The sequence below is a fragment of the Pseudomonas sp. RL_5y_Pfl2_73 genome (assembly GCF_963970515.1).
GTDB lineage: Bacteria > Pseudomonadota > Gammaproteobacteria > Pseudomonadales > Pseudomonadaceae > Aquipseudomonas.
In genome coordinates this window covers 1-16,220 of sequence record NZ_CAXAPD010000001.1, presented here as the reverse complement: position 1 = coordinate 16,220, position 16,220 = coordinate 1, and the positions used below count along the sequence as shown (strand labels likewise).

Here is a 16,220-nt window from a genome sequence, read left to right as displayed (position 1 = left end):
TAAGCGTCCACGCCACTCAGGAACATGGAAGATGAGTCACCCTTCGCAGTTCACCTTGCTTCGCACGCGGCGTTTCTTGCCGTTCTTCATCACGCAGTCCTTGGGCGCGTTCAACGACAACATTTTCAAGCAGTCGCTGATCCTCGCCATCCTCTACAAATTGACCATCGAGGGGGACCGCTCGATCTGGGTCAACCTTTGCGCGCTGCTGTTTATCCTGCCGTTTTTTCTGTTCTCGGCGCTGGCAGGGCAGTTCGGGGAAAAGTTCGCCAAGGACGCGCTGATTCGTCTGATCAAGCTCGGCGAAATCGCCATCATGGCAGTCGGCGCAGTAGGGGTTCTGTTCGATCACTTGTCGCTGATGCTGGTGGCCCTGTTTGCCATGGGCACGCAATCGGCGTTGTTCGGCCCGGTGAAGTACTCGATCCTGCCGCAGGCCTTGCACGAGGAAGAGTTGGTCGGCGGCAATGGGCTGGTGGAGATGGGCACCTTCCTGGCGATCCTGGCCGGTACCATTGGCGCCGGGATCATGATGTCCTCGGCGCATTACGCACCCGTGGTGTCCACCGTGATCATCGGCGTTGCCGTGCTCGGTTACCTGGCCAGCCGCAGCATTCCGCGCGCGGCCGCGGCCTCGCCGCAGATGCGCTTGAACTGGAACATCTTCAGCCAATCCTGGGCCACCCTGAAACTGGGGTTGGGGCAAACCCCGGCAGTGTCCCGGTCGATTGTCGGCAACTCCTGGTTCTGGTTCGTCGGTGCGATCTACCTGACGCAGATCCCCGCCTATGCCAAGGAGTGGATGCACGGTGACGAAACCGTGGTGACCTTGATCCTGACGGTGTTCTCGGTGGGGATCGCCTTGGGTTCGATGCTCTGTGAAAGGCTTTCCGGGCGCAAAGTCGAGATCGGCCTGGTGCCGTTCGGCTCGTTCGGGCTCACCGTATTCGGTCTGTTGCTGTGGTGGCATTCCGGTGGAATCCCCGACAGCGTCGAGGGTCACGGTTGGCTTGAAGTGCTCGGTTTCGGTCACGCCTGGCTGGTGTTGATCGACATCCTGGGCCTGGGTGTCTTCGGTGGTTTCTACATCGTGCCGCTGTACGCCTTGATCCAGTCGCGCACGGTGGAGAACGAGCGGGCGCGGGTGATTGCCGCCAACAATATTCTCAACGCGCTGTTCATGGTGGTCTCGGCCATCGTTTCCATCGTGTTGCTGAGCCTGGTCAAACTGTCGATCCCGCAGTTGTTCCTGGTGGTCTCGCTGCTCAACATCGGCGTCAACGCCTACATCTTCAAAATCGTCCCCGAGTTCAGCATGCGTTTCATGATCTGGCTGCTGAGCCATTCCATGTACCGCGTGGAGCATCGCAACCTGGAGGCGATCCCGGATGAAGGCGCCGCGCTGTTGGTTTGCAACCACGTGTCCTTCGTCGATGCCTTGCTGATTGGCGGCGCGGTGCGTCGACCGATTCGCTTCGTGATGTACTACAAGATCTACAACCTGCCGGTGCTGAATTTCATCTTCCGTACCGCCGGGACGATCCCGATTGCCGGGCGCCAGGAAGACATTCACATCTACGAAAAAGCCTTCAAACGAATCGCCCAATACCTGAAGGACGGTGAGTTGGTGTGCATCTTCCCTGAAGGAAAATTGACCGGTGACGGTGAGATCAATGAGTTCAAGAGCGGACTGACACGCATCCTCCAAGAGACCCCAGTGCCGGTGATTCCCTTGGCGTTGCAGGGTTTGTGGGGCAGCTTTTTCAGTCGCGACCCGGCCAAAGGGCTGTTTCGCCGGTTCTGGTCGCGGGTGACACTGGTGGCGGGTTCGGCGGTCGCTGTGGAAGTGGCTGAGCCGGCGAAGTTGCAGGCGTTGGTGGGGGAGTTGCGCGGCACAGTCAGGTAAGACGAAGAGCCTGTGGGAGCAAGCTTTGTTCCCACAGGTTTCGCTCCTTGGAGAACTCAGGTGCTGACCTTAAGCCCGATCAACCCCGCAACGATCAACGCTACGCTGAGCAAGCGCACCAGTGCCATCGACTCACCAAACAAAATGATTCCGGCGATCACCGTGCCCACGGCACCGACCCCGGTCCAGATCGCATAGGCTGTACCCAGCGGCAGTTCCTTCATTGCAAGGCCGAGCAGGCCGAGGCTGATCGCCATGGCGGCGATGGTCAGTGCAGTGGGGAGAGGGCGGCTGAAACCGTCGGTGTATTTCAGGCCGACAGCCCAACCGACTTCGAACAGGCCGGCAAGAAACAGAATGATCCAGGACATCACACACCTCATCAATGGATGGGGCCGTCCCCGGATAACGATCGCTCGAGCGTTGCGGGGTCGTCCCCGCATTGGGTGCAACAGTGCCCAATGCTGACGATTTGGTCAAGATTCTCCTTCAGTCCACCGCTTGGCGGGCCTGTAGCTCACGGTCCTGTTTTTCGCTCATGCGCCGCAAGTACGTCGAGAGCAGGGCCCCGGAAATGTTGTGCCAGACGCTGAACAGCGCGCTGGGTACCGCCGCCAGTGGCGAAAAGTGTGCACTCGCCAATGCCGCGCCCAGGCCGGAGTTCTGCATGCCCACTTCCAATGACAGGGTTTTGCGCTGGGCCAACGGCAAGCCGAACAAACGCCCGGTGAAGTACCCCAGCAGATAACCGAAGCTGTTGTGCAGCATCACGATGGCCATGATCAGCAGGCCGGATTCGGCAATTTTCGCCTGACTGGCTGCGACCACCGCCGCGACGATGATCACGATGCTCACTACCGATATCAGCGGCAGCACTTCTACGGCATGACGAACCCGGGCACCCAACAGACGTTGGGCAACGATGCCCAGTGCGATCGGCAACAGGACAATTTGCAGGATCGACCAGAACAGCGCCGAGAACGACACCGGCAACCAGGCCGAGGCCAGCAGCCAGATCAGTGCCGGGGTCAGCAGAGGGGCGAGCAGGGTCGTGATGGCGGAAATCGCTACGGCCAGGGCCAGGTCACCGCGAGCCAGCCAGGTCATGACATTGGACGATGTGCCGCTTGGGCAACAGCCCACCAGGATCACGCCGACGGCGATCTCCGGCGGTAGGCTGAACACTTGGCAAAGCAGCCACGCCATGCCAGGCATGATCACGAATTGAGCAATCACCCCCAGGGCTACCCGCCCAGGATGGCGGGCCACTTCGGCGAAGTCTTCCAGCTTGAGTGCCAGGCCCATGCCGAACATCACCAGGCCCAGCAGCGGCACGATGGCGATTCTCAGGCCGACGAACCACTGCGGTTGCAGGAAGGCCAGCACTGCGAAAATCAGTACCCAGTAAGCAAAGGTGTTGCCGACAAAGCGACTCAATGCAGCCAGTGCGCGCATGACCTGATCCTTATTATTGATAACACCACAAGACCCAATGTGGGAGCGGGCTTGCTCGCGAAAGCGGAGTGTCAGTCAACATCATCGTTGAATGTCAGTCAGTCTTCGCGAGCAAGCCCGCTCCCACACTAGAGATCAACAGCCTTTAGATCCCCTGCGGAATCTCTTCCCCACCTAACGCTTCAACCAGCGCCGGCAGGAACTCGCCGAACGTCAACATCATCAGCGTGAAGCTGGCGTCCAGTTGGCCGAGGGCCTCGTCGCCACCGTCCTGCTCTGCCTGGTCCTGCAGCAGGTCTTCGAACTTCAGGCGCTTGACCACCATCTTGTCGTCGAGCACGAAGGACAGCTTGTCCTGCCACGCCAGGGCCAATTGCGTCACCACCTTGCCGGTGTTCAGGTGCAGCTGGATTTCGTCGCTGGTCAGGTCCTGGCGCTTGCAGCGCACGATGCCGCCGTCTTCGTGGGTGTCGCGCAGTTCGCATTCATCGAGTACGAAGAAATCGTCCGCGGCTTTCTGGGTCTTGACCCAGTCGGTCATGGTGGCGGTCGGGGCCATTTTTACCGTCAGTGGCCGTACCGGCAGCGAGCCGATGACTTCGCGCAGGGTAGACAGCAGGTCTTCGGCGCGTTTCGGGCTGGCCGAGTTCACCAGGATCAGGCCCTGTTTCGGCGCGATGGCGGCGAAGGTGGACGAACGACGGATGAACGCACGCGGCAGGAACGCCTGGATGATTTCATCCTTGAGCTGGTCCCGTTCCTTTTTATAGACCTTGCGCATTTGCTCGGCTTCGATCTCTTCGACCTTTTCCTTCAGCGCATCGCGTACGACGCTGCCCGGCAAGATACGTTCTTCCTTGCGCGCGGCGATCAGCAGGAAGTCCTGGCTGACGTGCACCAGTGGTGCGTCTTCACCTTTGCCAAACGGCGCGACGAAACCGTAAGTGGTCAACTCCTGGCTTGCACATGGACGCGCCAGTTTGCTGGCCAGTGCAGTTTCCAACGCCTCGGCATCAAAAGGCAGATCTTGGGTCAGGCGATAGATAAGCAGGTTTTTGAACCACATGGGGTGAGTCTCTCCTTTATACAAAGGGGGGCATTATTCTCTTCGCGGCGCCATAGGCCAACCCTTCGCTAAGCCTTTGGAAGGCCTGAAAAAATTATTTTAAAAAGTGCTTGCCAGCTTAAAGACTGCTCCGTAGAATGCGCGCCACACCGAAAGCGAAGGGTGATTAGCTCAGCTGGGAGAGCGTCTGCCTTACAAGCAGAATGTCGGCGGTTCGATCCCGTCATCACCCACCATTCGTTCAACGTGTTACGCGCAGCGGTAGTTCAGTCGGTTAGAATACCGGCCTGTCACGCCGGGGGTCGCGGGTTCGAGTCCCGTCCGCTGCGCCATATTCGGTTACCTGGAACGCTGAACGCCAGGTCACCACACAAAGCCCGCTAACGCGGGCTTTTTGTTGTTTGAAGTTCCTGTGGTGTGTGTTGCTCATATTTTTTTGCTGAATTTGCTAATTAAATCAGCACGTTACAAAAAACTGTGAGAGAATGCGCCCCGCATCGAAAGTGAAGGGTGATTAGCTCAGCTGGGAGAGCGTCTGCCTTACAAGCAGAATGTCGGCGGTTCGATCCCGTCATCACCCACCAAACTTTCAGTGTTACGCGCAGCGGTAGTTCAGTCGGTTAGAATACCGGCCTGTCACGCCGGGGGTCGCGGGTTCGAGTCCCGTCCGCTGCGCCATATTCGGTTATCTGGAATGCTGAACGCCAGGTGACTACTAGAAACGACGCTTTTCCTTTACGAGGGAAGAGCGTCGTTTTTTTTTGTTTTCTTTTTTGTGTGTATATCCGTTGCTGCGGTTACGGCCACTTAGGTTCCGCCCTGACGGCGGGTCACTTTCGAAAAGCGCGAAAGTAACCAAAGCGCTTCAGCCCCACCACTCGGTGCCTCGCCTAGGCTCGGCATGCCCGAACGAAGGCATTGCTCCGTGGGCCCGCCGCGAAGCAATGCCGGAGTGAGGGCACACCGAGCCTAGGCGAGGTGCCAAGTGGTGGGGCAAAGCGTTTTTGGTTACTTTTGGCGCTCTTCCAAAAGTGACCCGCCGTCAGGGCGGAACCTAAGTGGCCGTTACCGAAGAAACGGATATACACCCAAAACCCATCGTCTACTGCTCAGCATTCCGCCGATGACGATAATCGCTGACCGCCTCATACACCGCCTTACGCAAGCGATTGATCCCACCAATAGGCCGATGCGCCTCAATCCCAAACCAAGGATTGAACGACTGATTATCACAAGCCAGATTCAGCTTGGGCGTATCAAAATCCTGAGCCGGCACCTTAATGCGTGCCACAGTCTCGAACGGTGCATCACTTTCCTGCCATTCAATACTGGTGTCTTCGATCGGCATGTACTTGCTCGGATCCTGACGCTGGATCTGCAAGACAAAACACGCCGGCACCCGGTCGGTGGATAACTGCTGGTTCAATGCGCTACGCAAGAAATTCGGCAGGTCCTGGTTCTGCGGAAGCAAGGTGTAGCTTGGGCAACTGTCCGGGTCCGGTGCGACGCGAAACTTGGCGTTGGCCTCACCGAACTTGTAAGGCGATACCGAGAAGTAAGTGGTCTGGGTCGGGCTGGCCGGAGCCGGCGAGAGGGTCGCCAGGGCGATGAACAAATGACGGATCTGCCAGCTGCGTGGGTCCAGGCTTGGAAAGAAAGCCATCGCCTTCTTCCCGTCAGCCTGAGCGGCCACATTCTGACGGTACTCGGCGACATCACTGACGAAGAAGTTCGGATGATTGAACATCACGAAATCCTGCTCACCCTGTGATTGCCGGTCAGCGAGCAGTTGCTTGCCCGGTACGTTCATCAGCTTGATCGCCATCCCGCGGGCATCGCGCAGGCTGTCGAACTGCGGATAGGCGTTGCCGTTGGACAGGCGAATCGTCGCCTGCCAGACCTTCCCCGGCTCGGCGAATACCCCTTGGCGCAACGCTGCCGGCAGGTCGCTCGGCACCTGGACTTCGGCCATGACGCACCCGTGCGCCTTGGCATGAGCGTCGCGCAGGTAGCGCGTGCTTTCGCGGTGCTGATCGACGATACGGATCGCGGTCTGGATGATGTCCTGGGTCATGGCGGCTTCGCCGGGCGCCACCTGTTCCTTGTCCGGGACCGGTCCCTTGTGTTGCCAGGCAAACCAGGCCGTGGACAGTGCCCAGCCGAGCAACCCGATGCCCAGCAGCCACAGGAGCGTCTTGCCCAAAAAGGCACCGAGGCGCAGCCAGAGCGCGATCAACATTGAAACTTCCTTTTACTTGTGGGATTCATCATTGCAGTTGCGCCTCCAGTGGCCCACCCAGCACCTTTAAATACTCCAGCAAGGCCCAGCGTTCCTGCGGTTGCAGCAAGCGGCCAATGACACCATTGCCTCGCTCGCCAGCGCGGAATTCATGGCCGCTGTTGTGGTTGCCGGTAAGGCGGGTATCGAAGAGAAAACCGTTGGTAAAGGCTTCGGTGCGATAGCCCAGGTGGCGCGGGTCGTATTCGAAGTTGCCTTTATAGAACGTGGTCGCGCGCTCGTCCTGTGGGGAAAGCAGTTGATAGATCGTCGGCACCGAGCCGTTGTGCAGGAACGGTGGCGTGGCCCAGACGCCCGCCAGGGGCCGGGCCTTGTAGGCGCGTAATTCACGTACGCCGATGGGCAGGCCGAAACCATCCAGGGCCGGGCGCTCGGCGGGAGTGACGCCGGCGTCGCGGTAAGCACGGTTTTCGACGAATGCCGTGACGTAGGCCAGACCTTTGGCGACCGAGAGTTGGCTCAGGTCCAGCGGCTCCGTCGGGGTCGGGTGCAGTTGCACTTCCAGCTTCGCCAGCTCGGCCGGATCCCACTGCAGGCTGGTCAGGTCGTAGCGGTGGTCGGCGATGTTATTAGCGGTGCCCGGGTCGGTGCCGATCACCTGCACGGGCAGCATGTGCAGTTGTTGGACCGGCCTGTCAGGCCCCTGGACCACTTTGGGCACATGGCAGCCGGCGCAGTTTTCGCTGAACAGGGCTCGGCCCTTGGCCGCCAGCGGTTTATCGATCGAGCCCAGCAGCGCTTCCGGCCACACGGGCGGCTTGAGCAGTTGCAGGGTCTCTTCGATCTTGTTCAGGTCGCGAACGCGCACGCTGGAGGGGTAGCGCGCATCGCCTTGCAGCGGTTTGCCTTGGGCATCGAAGAAATTCAGCGTGGCGCCGACCCCCAGCGCCTCACCGACGTTGCGGGCCATCGGTTGCTGGGCCGATCCGTTCCACTGCACCCAGTCGAACGTCCATATGTCCCACAACTGCGGGTAATCCACGGGGGCGTTGGCCACCCGGTAGTTTTTCGGCGAAATGGCGTCGCCGAAGCTGGCATTGGCGATGCGACCGAAGGCGTCGGTACGGCCAGGGCCTTCTTCGGTGGGGTACAGGCCGCGATGGGTGTCGTTCCAGGCCACCCGCAGGAACGTGTCCAGAGAGACCTTGAAGGCCTTGCGCAATGCCTCGTGGCGGGCGTCGTAGTCCTGGCCCAGCACTTGTCGGGCGAAGCGCTCGAATTTCCAAGGGTTGTAGTAGGTAGACGCCAGACTGGCGACCAATGCCTGTCCGAAACTGCCACCGCGTAATGTAGGAACACTGGAAGGCAGGACGTGTTGAGCCGAGCCACCATCGATTCGTATCGCCTGTCCCTTGAAGTGCAATTCGCCGGTATGACACGCGGCACAGGTGATATCCAGGAATTCGGCGTTGCTGCCCGGGTTCTGGTGACGAGCGAAACCTACCGGCAAGTTGCCGGGATTGTCTGGCGTGGCTTTCTGCGCTGGGTCGACCAGGAAGCCAAAGCGCGCCAGATACTCAGGCGACGCGAAGCGTTGTTGCGAAAATGGTAATTCGAGGGCAGTGAACCAGTCGTAGCGCAGGCCTTTGACCTGGGTGCCCTGGGGGGTGAAGTAATACGTCTGGCGCTCGGCGGCGCTCCATTGATCCAGGTAATACACCTGTTCGACGGGCGTGTAGAACGGCAAGCGAGGATTGGCGACGTAATAAAGCACCACCGCCACGACGATGATCAGCAACGCGAGGAGCAGCAAGAGAATGCGAGAGAGAAGGCGCACGGTAACGTCCTTGTTTTTTTTGATGTGTCCTTATGCCTCAGTGCCGCGCGGCGGGCAAGTGGCCATTACCCTGGTCCTTGGAGAGCGGCCATTTGTCCCTGTACGTAACAGATGACAGATGCTTCATTCGTCCAGGCTTAAAAAGCGTTTGCGGACCTGAACTTATCATTACTTTGTGGCTCACATGCCGGTAGCCATTGGTCGTGGCCGCCTGATAAGCTCGCGGCTTTATTCGATTGCCCTTTAGGCGCATGAACAAGGAAATAGCATGAAACAGCATCGGTTGGCGGCGGCGGTGGCCCTGGTTGGCCTGGTACTCGCGGGTTGCGACTCGCAGACCAGCGTAGAGCTGAAAACCCCGGCGCAGAAAGCTTCCTACGGTATTGGCCTGAACATGGGCAAGAGCCTGGCTCAGGAAGGCATGGATGACCTGGACTCCAAAGCGGTCGCCCAGGGCATCGAAGATGCCGTTGGCAAGAAAGAACAGAAGCTGAAAGACGAAGAACTGGTCGAAGCCTTTGCCGCGCTGCAAAAGCGTGCCGAAGAGCGTATGGCCAAGATGAGCGAAGAGTCGGCAGCCGCCGGCAAGAAATTCCTCGAAGAAAACGGCAAGAAAGCCGGTGTCACCACCACCGCTTCCGGCCTGCAGTACGAAGTGGTCAAGAAAGCCGACGGCCCACAGCCTAAGGCGACCGATGTCGTGACTGTCCACTACACCGGCAAGCTGACCAACGGCACCGTGTTCGACAGCTCCGTTGAGCGTGGCAGCCCGATCGACCTGCCGGTCAGCGGCGTGATCCCGGGTTGGGTCGAAGGCCTGCAACTGATGCACGTCGGCGAGAAGTACAAGCTGTACATCCCGAGCGACCTGGCCTACGGCGCCCAGAGCCCGAGCCCGGCCATCCCGGCCAACTCGGTCCTGGTGTTCGACCTGGAACTGCTGGCGATCAAGGATCCGGCAAAAGAAGACGCAGTCAAGTAATCGCGACTGCTATGAACGACAACGCCTCGCTTATGCGGGGCGTTGTCGCATCTGGGCTGCTGCAAAATGGCAAAAAAACCGAACGCATGATGCAGGGTATAGTCATAGGCAATACAGGCGCTGCGCTAGACGCAGTCAGCCGGTCAAGTCAATGAAAAATTGGGTTTTTTTATGTGAGTAAAAAACGCCCGATCTAAGCCGGGCCCTTATGAAACGGGGGCTTCAGCGATGAAATGCAGCTCTGTTCACAAGGTTATCCACAATTTGTGTGGATAACATTTCAGTGGGAGAAAAAATGAAGGCCCCGTGGAATTTTGCGCGATTTCTGCCCTTGGCAGGCCGCCTGCTGGCCCGCGGTCGATTGCCAACATTGCTATTCGCTGTTGCCAGCAAAGGCGCCCGGGAGGGCGGACGGTTGGGCAAGCTCAAGGAGGACCTGCGTCTGTTGCAGGCCTTGTGCCTGGCCTACTGGCGAGGGGAATACCGCGCTGTCAGCGCCCAGTCGATGTTGTCGGTGGTGGCAGGGCTCATGTATTTCCTCAGCCCGCTGGATGCGATTCCAGACATCTTGCCAATGTTTGGCATGTTCGACGATATCGCCGTGCTGGCCTGGGTCATGAAAACCCTCGACGTTGAGCTTGAGGCTTTCCGCGCCTGGCGTTATCGACAGTCACCCGAGAAGCTTGCCCGGGTCGAAAGGCTTCCCGATACCCCGGAACAACTCCAACTCCAAGGCCAGAAAAAAACCTGATTCGGTAGCATTTGCCCCTGAGAATGCATCGCCCCGCGACCTTAGCCGGTATTTAGGATTACACTTCTAAGAAAAAAGGCTGACTCGCTAAGTGTTGTTGTCCTACGGGGTAGACATGGATATTCAAATAATCACACGTGACGGAGAACCCGAATACGCGGTTTTGTCGTGGGATCAGTACCAGTCGTTGTTGAAGGCAGCAGGCATCGATCAAGCTCCGCCGCGCGAAGCGACAGTCCGTCACGCGGCGGCACCGGGTCAGGTTCTCCCTGGCCTGGATCAATTACGCAGTTTACGCGAAGGGAAGGGCATCGCCATTGAGGCGTTGGCCCGCACGGTAGGTATCAGCCCGTCTTATCTGGCCTTGATCGAGAGCGGCGAGCGTCAGCCCGATGCCGCGATTCGGCGCAGTCTGGCCTGGGAGTTGACGGTGCCGGGTTGGAGGGAAGAATCGTGAGTGTACGCATCAGTCGGCAGCATTGGGATGGGTTGTTGGGGGAGTTGGACCAGGCACGCCGCCAGCGCCATTTATTGACCTACCGCGCCTTGCTGGAGCGTCTGCAACTGCCCAGCCCGGCCATGCAGACCTTGACCGCGGCTCTTGAGCACTTGGCGGCGCTGGACGCCCGGGCGGAACAGCCGCTGCGCAGTTCATTGGTGATCAGCCAGGGCGCCAGTCGGTTGCCGCGTACGGGGTTCTTCGAATGTGTTGAACGCCTGGGTCGCTTTTCCGGGCCTTCCGATGGCGTGGCCGCTGCTTCCTGGCACGCTTCAGAAGTGGTTCGGGTATTTGAATACGAGTACCCCGAGTCGGCGGAGGCCTGAGTGCTCTGGCGACTCAAGGCGCTGGCCGGTTACTGGTTGGCGCGTCGGTTGTTTCATTGGTCCTGGTTCGTCCGCCAGCCGCGTGGCTGGGCCTGGCTCGAGGGGCAGTTCTCGCGCATGGCGAACTTGGGCGACGTCGGTGCACAGAGCTTCTATGGGCACATCCTCACGTTTCGCGGCCAAGGGCTGGGGGCCCGTGAAGAAGGGATTCGCCTGCTGCGGCTGGCTGCATTGGCCGGTGATGGCAAGGCCGCCTACCAGGTTGGCGTGATCAGCCTGGCCGGCACAACCAGCAAGGCGCCGGACCCGGTGGAAGCGGCACGTTGGTGGACCTTGGCGGCGAAAGCCGGGCACCCGCTGGCCGAGACCAAGCTCAAATCACTTGAAACTCGCGATCTCTAGGGGTGTTCACAGGCGATTCGTTGTGCAAGCCAGACGAATTTAGCGAATCGCCCTACGCACTCTGTCTCCTCCCCCTGACTTAATTCCCCTGCCATCCCCGGCAAAGTCTCGCGCTCCCTGAGCGCTGCGAGACGTCTGCCCATGTTCGACCGTTTTTTCCTGCCGGCCCGTGAGAGAGCCCTGTCCTGATGGATCAGGTAAGCCGTATCGAGCAGGAACTCGACAGCTTCAAAGACACCCTGTCGATCTACCGCGAGCACCTCGAGCGCTGGTACAGCAGAGCAGCGGACCGGGCCAGTCATGCGGCAGACCTGCCGTCACTGATGGGCATGGAGCGGGTGATCCGCTTCGGCGACAGCACCACCACTGTCAGCACCGGTGACGATGATTTTCTCTCCACAGTCGTCCAGTGCCCCAAGGGTGGGCCGTTGACGATCGAAAGCAAGTTCGAGTCGGTGTACGACATCCCGCTGGGCGATATCGTGGTGGATGTGGTGGATGTGGCCAGCGGCGAGGTCACGCCGGTCACCCTGGATGCCCAAGGCCTGGGGACCTTCACGGGGGAGGCGGGCAAGTCCTATCGGGCTCACGTTCAGGGCGAGGTGTCCGCCAAGCAAATCGCGAATCTGTTTTCTTCCTACGATGGCCTGAGCACCGATCTGACGGACTGGCTGCGCGGCGAGTGGCAGGGCTTCAAGCCGCGATGGGCGCAGCAGTCCTTGGCGACGTCGGCAACTGCGGTGGGCAACGGCTTGCTCGCCGGTAGTTGGGCGGCGATTGAAAGTGTGTGGGACAGCATCGGCTTGCTCTCAGACATCCTCAAGGACCCTGGTCAGTTTGTTGAGCGGTTGGGTGAAAGCGCCACGCAGCTGGAGGACCTGGCGGAAAAAACACCGCAGGTGATGGCCAAGCTGCAACTGCTGGCCAGCGACGAAGCGGCACTGTGCCTGTTGGTGCGCACCGCCAGTCTCTGGCTGGAGATGTTGCCGCCCAGTGAAGTCGCTGGCGAAACGGCCAAAGGGCTCTCGACTGTCGCGGTGCAACTGGTGATCGACTTACTGATCGGCGTGGTCTTGACCTTTGCCGGGGCGGGGGCCGGGATTGCCTACCTGTCGATGCGGTTGGCCAGGCACGGCGCAACCCTGCTGAACGCCATGCAGCGTTTCATCCGTGCGATCTTCGCAGTGGTCAACGGCTTCATGAGCTACGTGGACCGCTACAAAACCGTGGCGGCACGCGGTATCGCGGCCGGGGTGAAAAAGGGCCGGATGCAACTGCACTGGGGTGCGCAGCGCAACGCCATGCTGAAAAAACACGAACATCACGACGACGCCCCCGCCCAATCGAAAAACCCCAACGGCGACCCCGCCGACACCGCGGCCCAAACCCAGGCAGTCGGCTGCCCGGTGTCGATGGTCACCGGCGAAGAACTGCTGACCCTCGACGACGGCACCCTCGATGGCCGCTTGCCGTTCGTCTTCACCCGTTTGTACCGCACCAGCGCCGCCGACCTGGACGTCGGCCTCGGGCGCGGCTGGAGCCATGCCCTGACCCATCGCTTGGAGCTCGACGGCGAGCAGGTCACCTGGGTCGACCAGGAAAACCGCCGCACGACCTTTCCACTGCCCAACGCCCAGCGTCCGGCGATCCACAACAGCCTGGCCCGGGCGGCGATCTACCTGGGCACTGAGCCGGACGAACTGATCGTCGCCCAGCCTGGCGAAAACGCAGCGTTCCTACATTTTCGCGACGGCCACCTGAGTGGCCTCAGCGACCGCTATGACAACCGCCTGACCCTCCAGCGCAACATCCACGGCGACATCTGCCGTTTGGACAACGGTGGCGGGCGTTCCTTGCGCCTGCGGTACGAGCAGCGCCACCTGATCGCCGTCGACTACCAGAGCTTCCATCCCGCCATCACCCTCGACGAAGCCTGGCGGACCGAACAGACGCTGGTGTCCTACCGCTACGACGGACGTTTCCGACTGATCGAAGCGACCAATGCCGCCGGGGAAAGCGAGCGCTACGACTACGACGACCAGCACGTCATCCTCCAGCGACAACTGGCCGGCGGGGCGAGTTTCTACTGGGAGTGGCAAGGCGCCGGGCCGGCGTCCCGCTGCGTACGGCATTGGGCTTCGTTTGCGCAGATGGATAGCCGCTATACCTGGGGCGAAGACGGCAGCGTCACGGCCCGGCATCTGGATGGCAGCCAGGAAGTGTATGTCCACGACGAGCGGGCGCGGCTGGTGCGCAAGGTCGAGCCCGACGGCGGCGAGCACCTCAAGGCCTACGACGAACAGGGCCGGCTGATCGCTGAACAGGACCCATTGGGGAGCGTTAGCGAATACCGCTACGACGACGTCGGACGGCTGGTGGCGCTGATTCCTCCGGACGAGGCGCCGACGTCCTACGAATACCGCAACGGTTTCCTGCACACCCGTGCGCGCGGCAAGGCCGTGTGCACTTACTGGCGCAATGCCCTGGGTGACGTGATCGTCTTCATCGATCCGGACGACCGGCGCACGGAATATGCCTACGACGCCCACGGGCAATTGCTGGCGACGTATGACCCGGACGGTGGCGAACATCGCTTCACCTGGAGTCGCCTGGGCCAACTGACCGAAGCGATCCTGCCCGACGGCGGTCGCCGGTGTTTTTCCTACGACGCCCTGGGGCGTTTGCTGACTCGCCAGGACGAACACGGCGCCGTCACTCATTACCAATGGGATGCCGTGGGGCGCTTGCTTCAGACCACCTTGCCCACCGGCGCGACCCGTGCCTGGAGCTACAACGCCTACGGCAAGGTCACCGCCGAGCGCGATGAGCAGGGCCGGCTGACCCGCTACGAATATGCCGACGACCTGCACCTGGTCAGCCGTCGCCTGAGCCCCGACGGTAGCGAGCTGAAGTACCGCTACGACTCGGCGCGGCTGTTGCTGACCGAAATCGAAAACGAATCCGGCGAAAAATATCAGCTGGACTACACGCCCAACGGCTTGATCCGACAACAAGTCGGCTTCGACGGCCAACGCACCGCCTACGCCTACGACCTCAACAGCCACCTGCTGGAAAAAACCGAGTACGGCGAGGACGGTTCGCAACGGCTCACCCAGTACCAGCGTGACGCGGCCGGGCGGCTGCGGCTCAAGATCTTGCCCGACGGCCAGGCCATCGACTACCGCTACGACGAGCTGGGCCGATTGGTCCACGTCAACGACGGCAGCGATCATCCCCTGGCCTTCGAATACGACGCCCAGGACCGGCTGGTCTGCGAGCACCAGGGCTGGGGCACCCTGCGTTATCGCTACGACGCCTGTGGGCGCCTCAACCACCTGCGCCTGCCGGACGACAGCCAGCTCGACTACCACCATGCCCCAGGTGGCGCACTGACCGCCATCGACCTCAACGGCTCACGCCTGACCGAACACCGGTTTGACGGCGGTCGCGAGCGGCAACGTCGGCAGGGGCGGCTGCTCAGTGACTACGACTACGACGAACAGGGCCGCCTCAAGGCCCAGACCGTGTGGCAGAGCCAACAGCAGCAACTGTTCTGGCGCGATTATGCCTACAGCCCCCGGGGCAACCTGCAAACCCTTTCCGACAACCGAAGCCGTCGCAGCTACCAATACGACCCGCTGGATCGCCTGACCCGCATCGACTTTTCCCACAGCGAACCGCCGGAACACTTCTGCCACGACCCGGCCGGCAACCTGATGATGCAGGACCGGCCCGGCCCGATCACCCTCAAGGGCAACCGCCTGCTGAAGGAGGGCGACCGCCACTACGACTACGACGCCTTCGGCAACCAGATCCGCGAACGCCTCGGCCAGGCCCTGGTCAGCGCCTACCACTACGACAGTCAACACCGCCTGATCGGCATCACCGGCGCCGACGGCCGCGAAACCTCCTACCGCTACGACGCCTTTGGCCGACGCATCAGCAAGACCGTGGACGGCCTGACCACGGAGTTTTTCTGGCAGGGCGACCAGGTCGTCGCCGAAAACAGCCCGCGCCACCACCGCAGCTACGTCTACGAACCCGGCACCTTCCGCCCACTGGCAATGCTTGATGGCGAAGGCCCGGAAAAAGCCACGCCGTTCTACTACCACCTCGACCACTTGGGCACGCCCCAGGAACTGACCAGCTACAGCGGCCAGATCGTCTGGTCGGCGCGCTACAACGGCTACGGCCAACTCACCGAACTGCAGCACGGCGGCGGCGAACAACTTGAGCAACCGCTGCGCTTCCAGGGCCAATACTTCGACCCCGAAAGCGGCCTGCACTACAACCGCCACCGCTACTACAATCCCGAAACCGGCCGCTACCTGACGCCTGACCCGAGCAAATTGGCGGGAGGGCTCAATGGGTATCGGTACACCCTGAACCCGACGGGGTGGGTGGATCCGTTGGGGTTGGTGGATTGTCCGGGAAGCGACGGGTGTACAAAACCGGCGGTTGGGCAGCAGGATCCGGCGGCGAAGGCTGGGATGGATGAGGGGGAGCCGGCGCTGCCGATGACGGCGGAGCATCGGCGCAGATCACGTTTTCCTCGCCATGCAGCAGTTTGTCGACCTGCGTGACGTCGGCCACATTGGCCGCCGTGACCACCACGCTGTGCACCAGGCCCGACTCATCGTCGACACCGATGTGGGCTTTGGCACCGAAGTAGTATTGGTTGCCTTTCTTGGTCTGATGCATCTCAGGATCGCGCTTTCCATCTTTGTTCTTGGTAGAACTGGGCGCATGAATCAGCG

The 16,220-nt window shown here is 60.8% G+C and carries 12 protein-coding genes, 4 tRNA genes and 1 pseudogene; 11 read left to right on the top strand and 6 right to left on the bottom strand.

Going from position 1 to position 16,220, the window contains the following annotated elements:
• Positions 1–31 precede the first annotated feature (31 nt).
• Positions 32–1,906 (top strand): MFS transporter, encoded by a 1,875-nt coding sequence (locus AACY42_RS00085; protein WP_339475064.1) that lies wholly within the window; start codon positions 32–34, stop codon positions 1,904–1,906.
• 56 nt (positions 1,907–1,962) lie between these two features.
• On the opposite strand, the gene sugE is transcribed toward AACY42_RS00085, so the two are convergent.
• The 3 genes from sugE to rdgC form a co-directional block, all read right to left on the bottom strand.
• A complete protein-coding gene (sugE, locus tag AACY42_RS00080) occupies positions 1,963–2,277 on the bottom strand; it encodes a quaternary ammonium compound efflux SMR transporter SugE (protein ID WP_339475062.1) in 315 nt (104 codons plus the stop codon).
• Between the two features lie 118 nt (positions 2,278–2,395).
• Entirely contained in the window at positions 2,396–3,361 is a 966-nt protein-coding gene (locus AACY42_RS00075) for a bile acid:sodium symporter family protein (protein WP_339475060.1), read from the bottom strand.
• Positions 3,362–3,506: 145 nt separating this feature from the next.
• Positions 3,507–4,427, bottom strand: coding sequence for a recombination-associated protein RdgC (gene rdgC / locus AACY42_RS00070; RefSeq protein WP_339475059.1), 921 nt, complete (start codon positions 4,425–4,427; stop codon positions 3,507–3,509).
• A gap of 160 nt (positions 4,428–4,587) precedes the next feature.
• Between rdgC and AACY42_RS00065 the strand changes: the two genes are divergently transcribed.
• The 4 genes from AACY42_RS00065 to AACY42_RS00050 all read left to right on the top strand — a co-directional run bounded on the left by AACY42_RS00065 (position 4,588) and on the right by AACY42_RS00050 (position 5,105).
• Positions 4,588–4,663, top strand: a tRNA-Val gene (locus AACY42_RS00065).
• A 19-nt stretch (positions 4,664–4,682) separates the two neighbouring features.
• Positions 4,683–4,759 (top strand) — tRNA-Asp (locus AACY42_RS00060).
• 176 nt (positions 4,760–4,935) lie between these two features.
• Positions 4,936–5,011: transfer RNA gene (locus tag AACY42_RS00055), tRNA-Val, on the top strand.
• Between the two features lie 17 nt (positions 5,012–5,028).
• Positions 5,029–5,105, top strand: a tRNA-Asp gene (locus AACY42_RS00050).
• A 424-nt stretch (positions 5,106–5,529) separates the two neighbouring features.
• Here AACY42_RS00050 and AACY42_RS00045 read toward each other — a convergent pair.
• Entirely contained in the window at positions 5,530–6,666 is a 1,137-nt protein-coding gene (locus tag AACY42_RS00045) for a catalase family protein (RefSeq protein WP_339475057.1), read from the bottom strand.
• A 28-nt stretch (positions 6,667–6,694) separates the two neighbouring features.
• Complete coding sequence (locus tag AACY42_RS00040; protein WP_339475055.1) at positions 6,695–8,503, bottom strand: di-heme-cytochrome C peroxidase; 1,809 nt, start codon at positions 8,501–8,503, stop codon at positions 6,695–6,697.
• Positions 8,504–8,771: 268 nt separating this feature from the next.
• Here AACY42_RS00040 and AACY42_RS00035 point away from each other — a divergent pair, with 268 nt between their 5' ends.
• The 6 genes from AACY42_RS00035 to AACY42_RS00010 all read left to right on the top strand — a co-directional run bounded on the left by AACY42_RS00035 (position 8,772) and on the right by AACY42_RS00010 (position 16,046).
• Positions 8,772–9,485: an FKBP-type peptidyl-prolyl cis-trans isomerase gene (locus AACY42_RS00035; RefSeq protein ID WP_339475053.1), complete on the top strand. Its 714-nt coding sequence runs from the start codon at positions 8,772–8,774 to the stop codon at positions 9,483–9,485.
• A 295-nt stretch (positions 9,486–9,780) separates the two neighbouring features.
• Positions 9,781–10,236, top strand: coding sequence for a YkvA family protein (locus tag AACY42_RS00030; RefSeq protein ID WP_339475052.1), 456 nt, complete (start codon positions 9,781–9,783; stop codon positions 10,234–10,236).
• Between the two features lie 115 nt (positions 10,237–10,351).
• Positions 10,352–10,693 carry a helix-turn-helix domain-containing protein gene (locus AACY42_RS00025; RefSeq protein ID WP_339475050.1) on the top strand — a complete coding sequence of 114 codons (342 nt, stop codon included), beginning with the start codon at positions 10,352–10,354 and terminating at the stop codon, positions 10,691–10,693.
• Positions 10,690–11,061, top strand: a complete 372-nt coding sequence (locus tag AACY42_RS00020) for a hypothetical protein (RefSeq protein WP_003179080.1) — start codon at positions 10,690–10,692, stop codon at positions 11,059–11,061. Before AACY42_RS00025 ends, AACY42_RS00020 begins: the two co-directional genes overlap by 4 nt.
• A complete protein-coding gene (locus AACY42_RS00015) occupies positions 11,062–11,463 on the top strand; it encodes a sel1 repeat family protein (RefSeq protein WP_339475049.1) in 402 nt (133 codons plus the stop codon).
• Positions 11,464–11,651: 188 nt separating this feature from the next.
• A complete protein-coding gene (locus AACY42_RS00010) occupies positions 11,652–16,046 on the top strand; it encodes an RHS repeat-associated core domain-containing protein (RefSeq protein ID WP_339475047.1) in 4,395 nt (1,464 codons plus the stop codon).
• On the opposite strand, the pseudogene AACY42_RS00005 reads toward AACY42_RS00010, so the two are convergent.
• Positions 15,991–16,220, bottom strand: a pseudogene (locus AACY42_RS00005) (transposase); the annotation flags it as partial. The gene AACY42_RS00010 and the pseudogene AACY42_RS00005 sit on opposite strands and share 56 nt — an antisense overlap.

Excerpts from the sequence above, each read along its gene's own strand:
- AACY42_RS00085 (WP_339475064.1), top strand. The coding sequence starts at position 32 with ATGAGTCACCCTTCGCAGTTCACCTTGCTTCGCACGCGGCGTTTCTTG.
- AACY42_RS00025 (WP_339475050.1), top strand. The coding sequence starts at position 10,352 with ATGGATATTCAAATAATCACACGTGACGGAGAACCCGAATACGCGGTT.
- AACY42_RS00010 (WP_339475047.1), top strand. The coding sequence starts at position 11,652 with ATGGATCAGGTAAGCCGTATCGAGCAGGAACTCGACAGCTTCAAAGAC.
- AACY42_RS00045 (WP_339475057.1), bottom strand. The coding sequence starts at position 6,666 with ATGTTGATCGCGCTCTGGCTGCGCCTCGGTGCCTTTTTGGGCAAGACG.
- AACY42_RS00075 (WP_339475060.1), bottom strand. The coding sequence starts at position 3,361 with ATGCGCGCACTGGCTGCATTGAGTCGCTTTGTCGGCAACACCTTTGCT.
- AACY42_RS00030 (WP_339475052.1), top strand. The coding sequence starts at position 9,781 with ATGAAGGCCCCGTGGAATTTTGCGCGATTTCTGCCCTTGGCAGGCCGC.
- AACY42_RS00035 (WP_339475053.1), top strand. The coding sequence starts at position 8,772 with ATGAAACAGCATCGGTTGGCGGCGGCGGTGGCCCTGGTTGGCCTGGTA.
- sugE (WP_339475062.1), bottom strand. The coding sequence starts at position 2,277 with ATGTCCTGGATCATTCTGTTTCTTGCCGGCCTGTTCGAAGTCGGTTGG.
- rdgC (WP_339475059.1), bottom strand. The coding sequence starts at position 4,427 with ATGTGGTTCAAAAACCTGCTTATCTATCGCCTGACCCAAGATCTGCCT.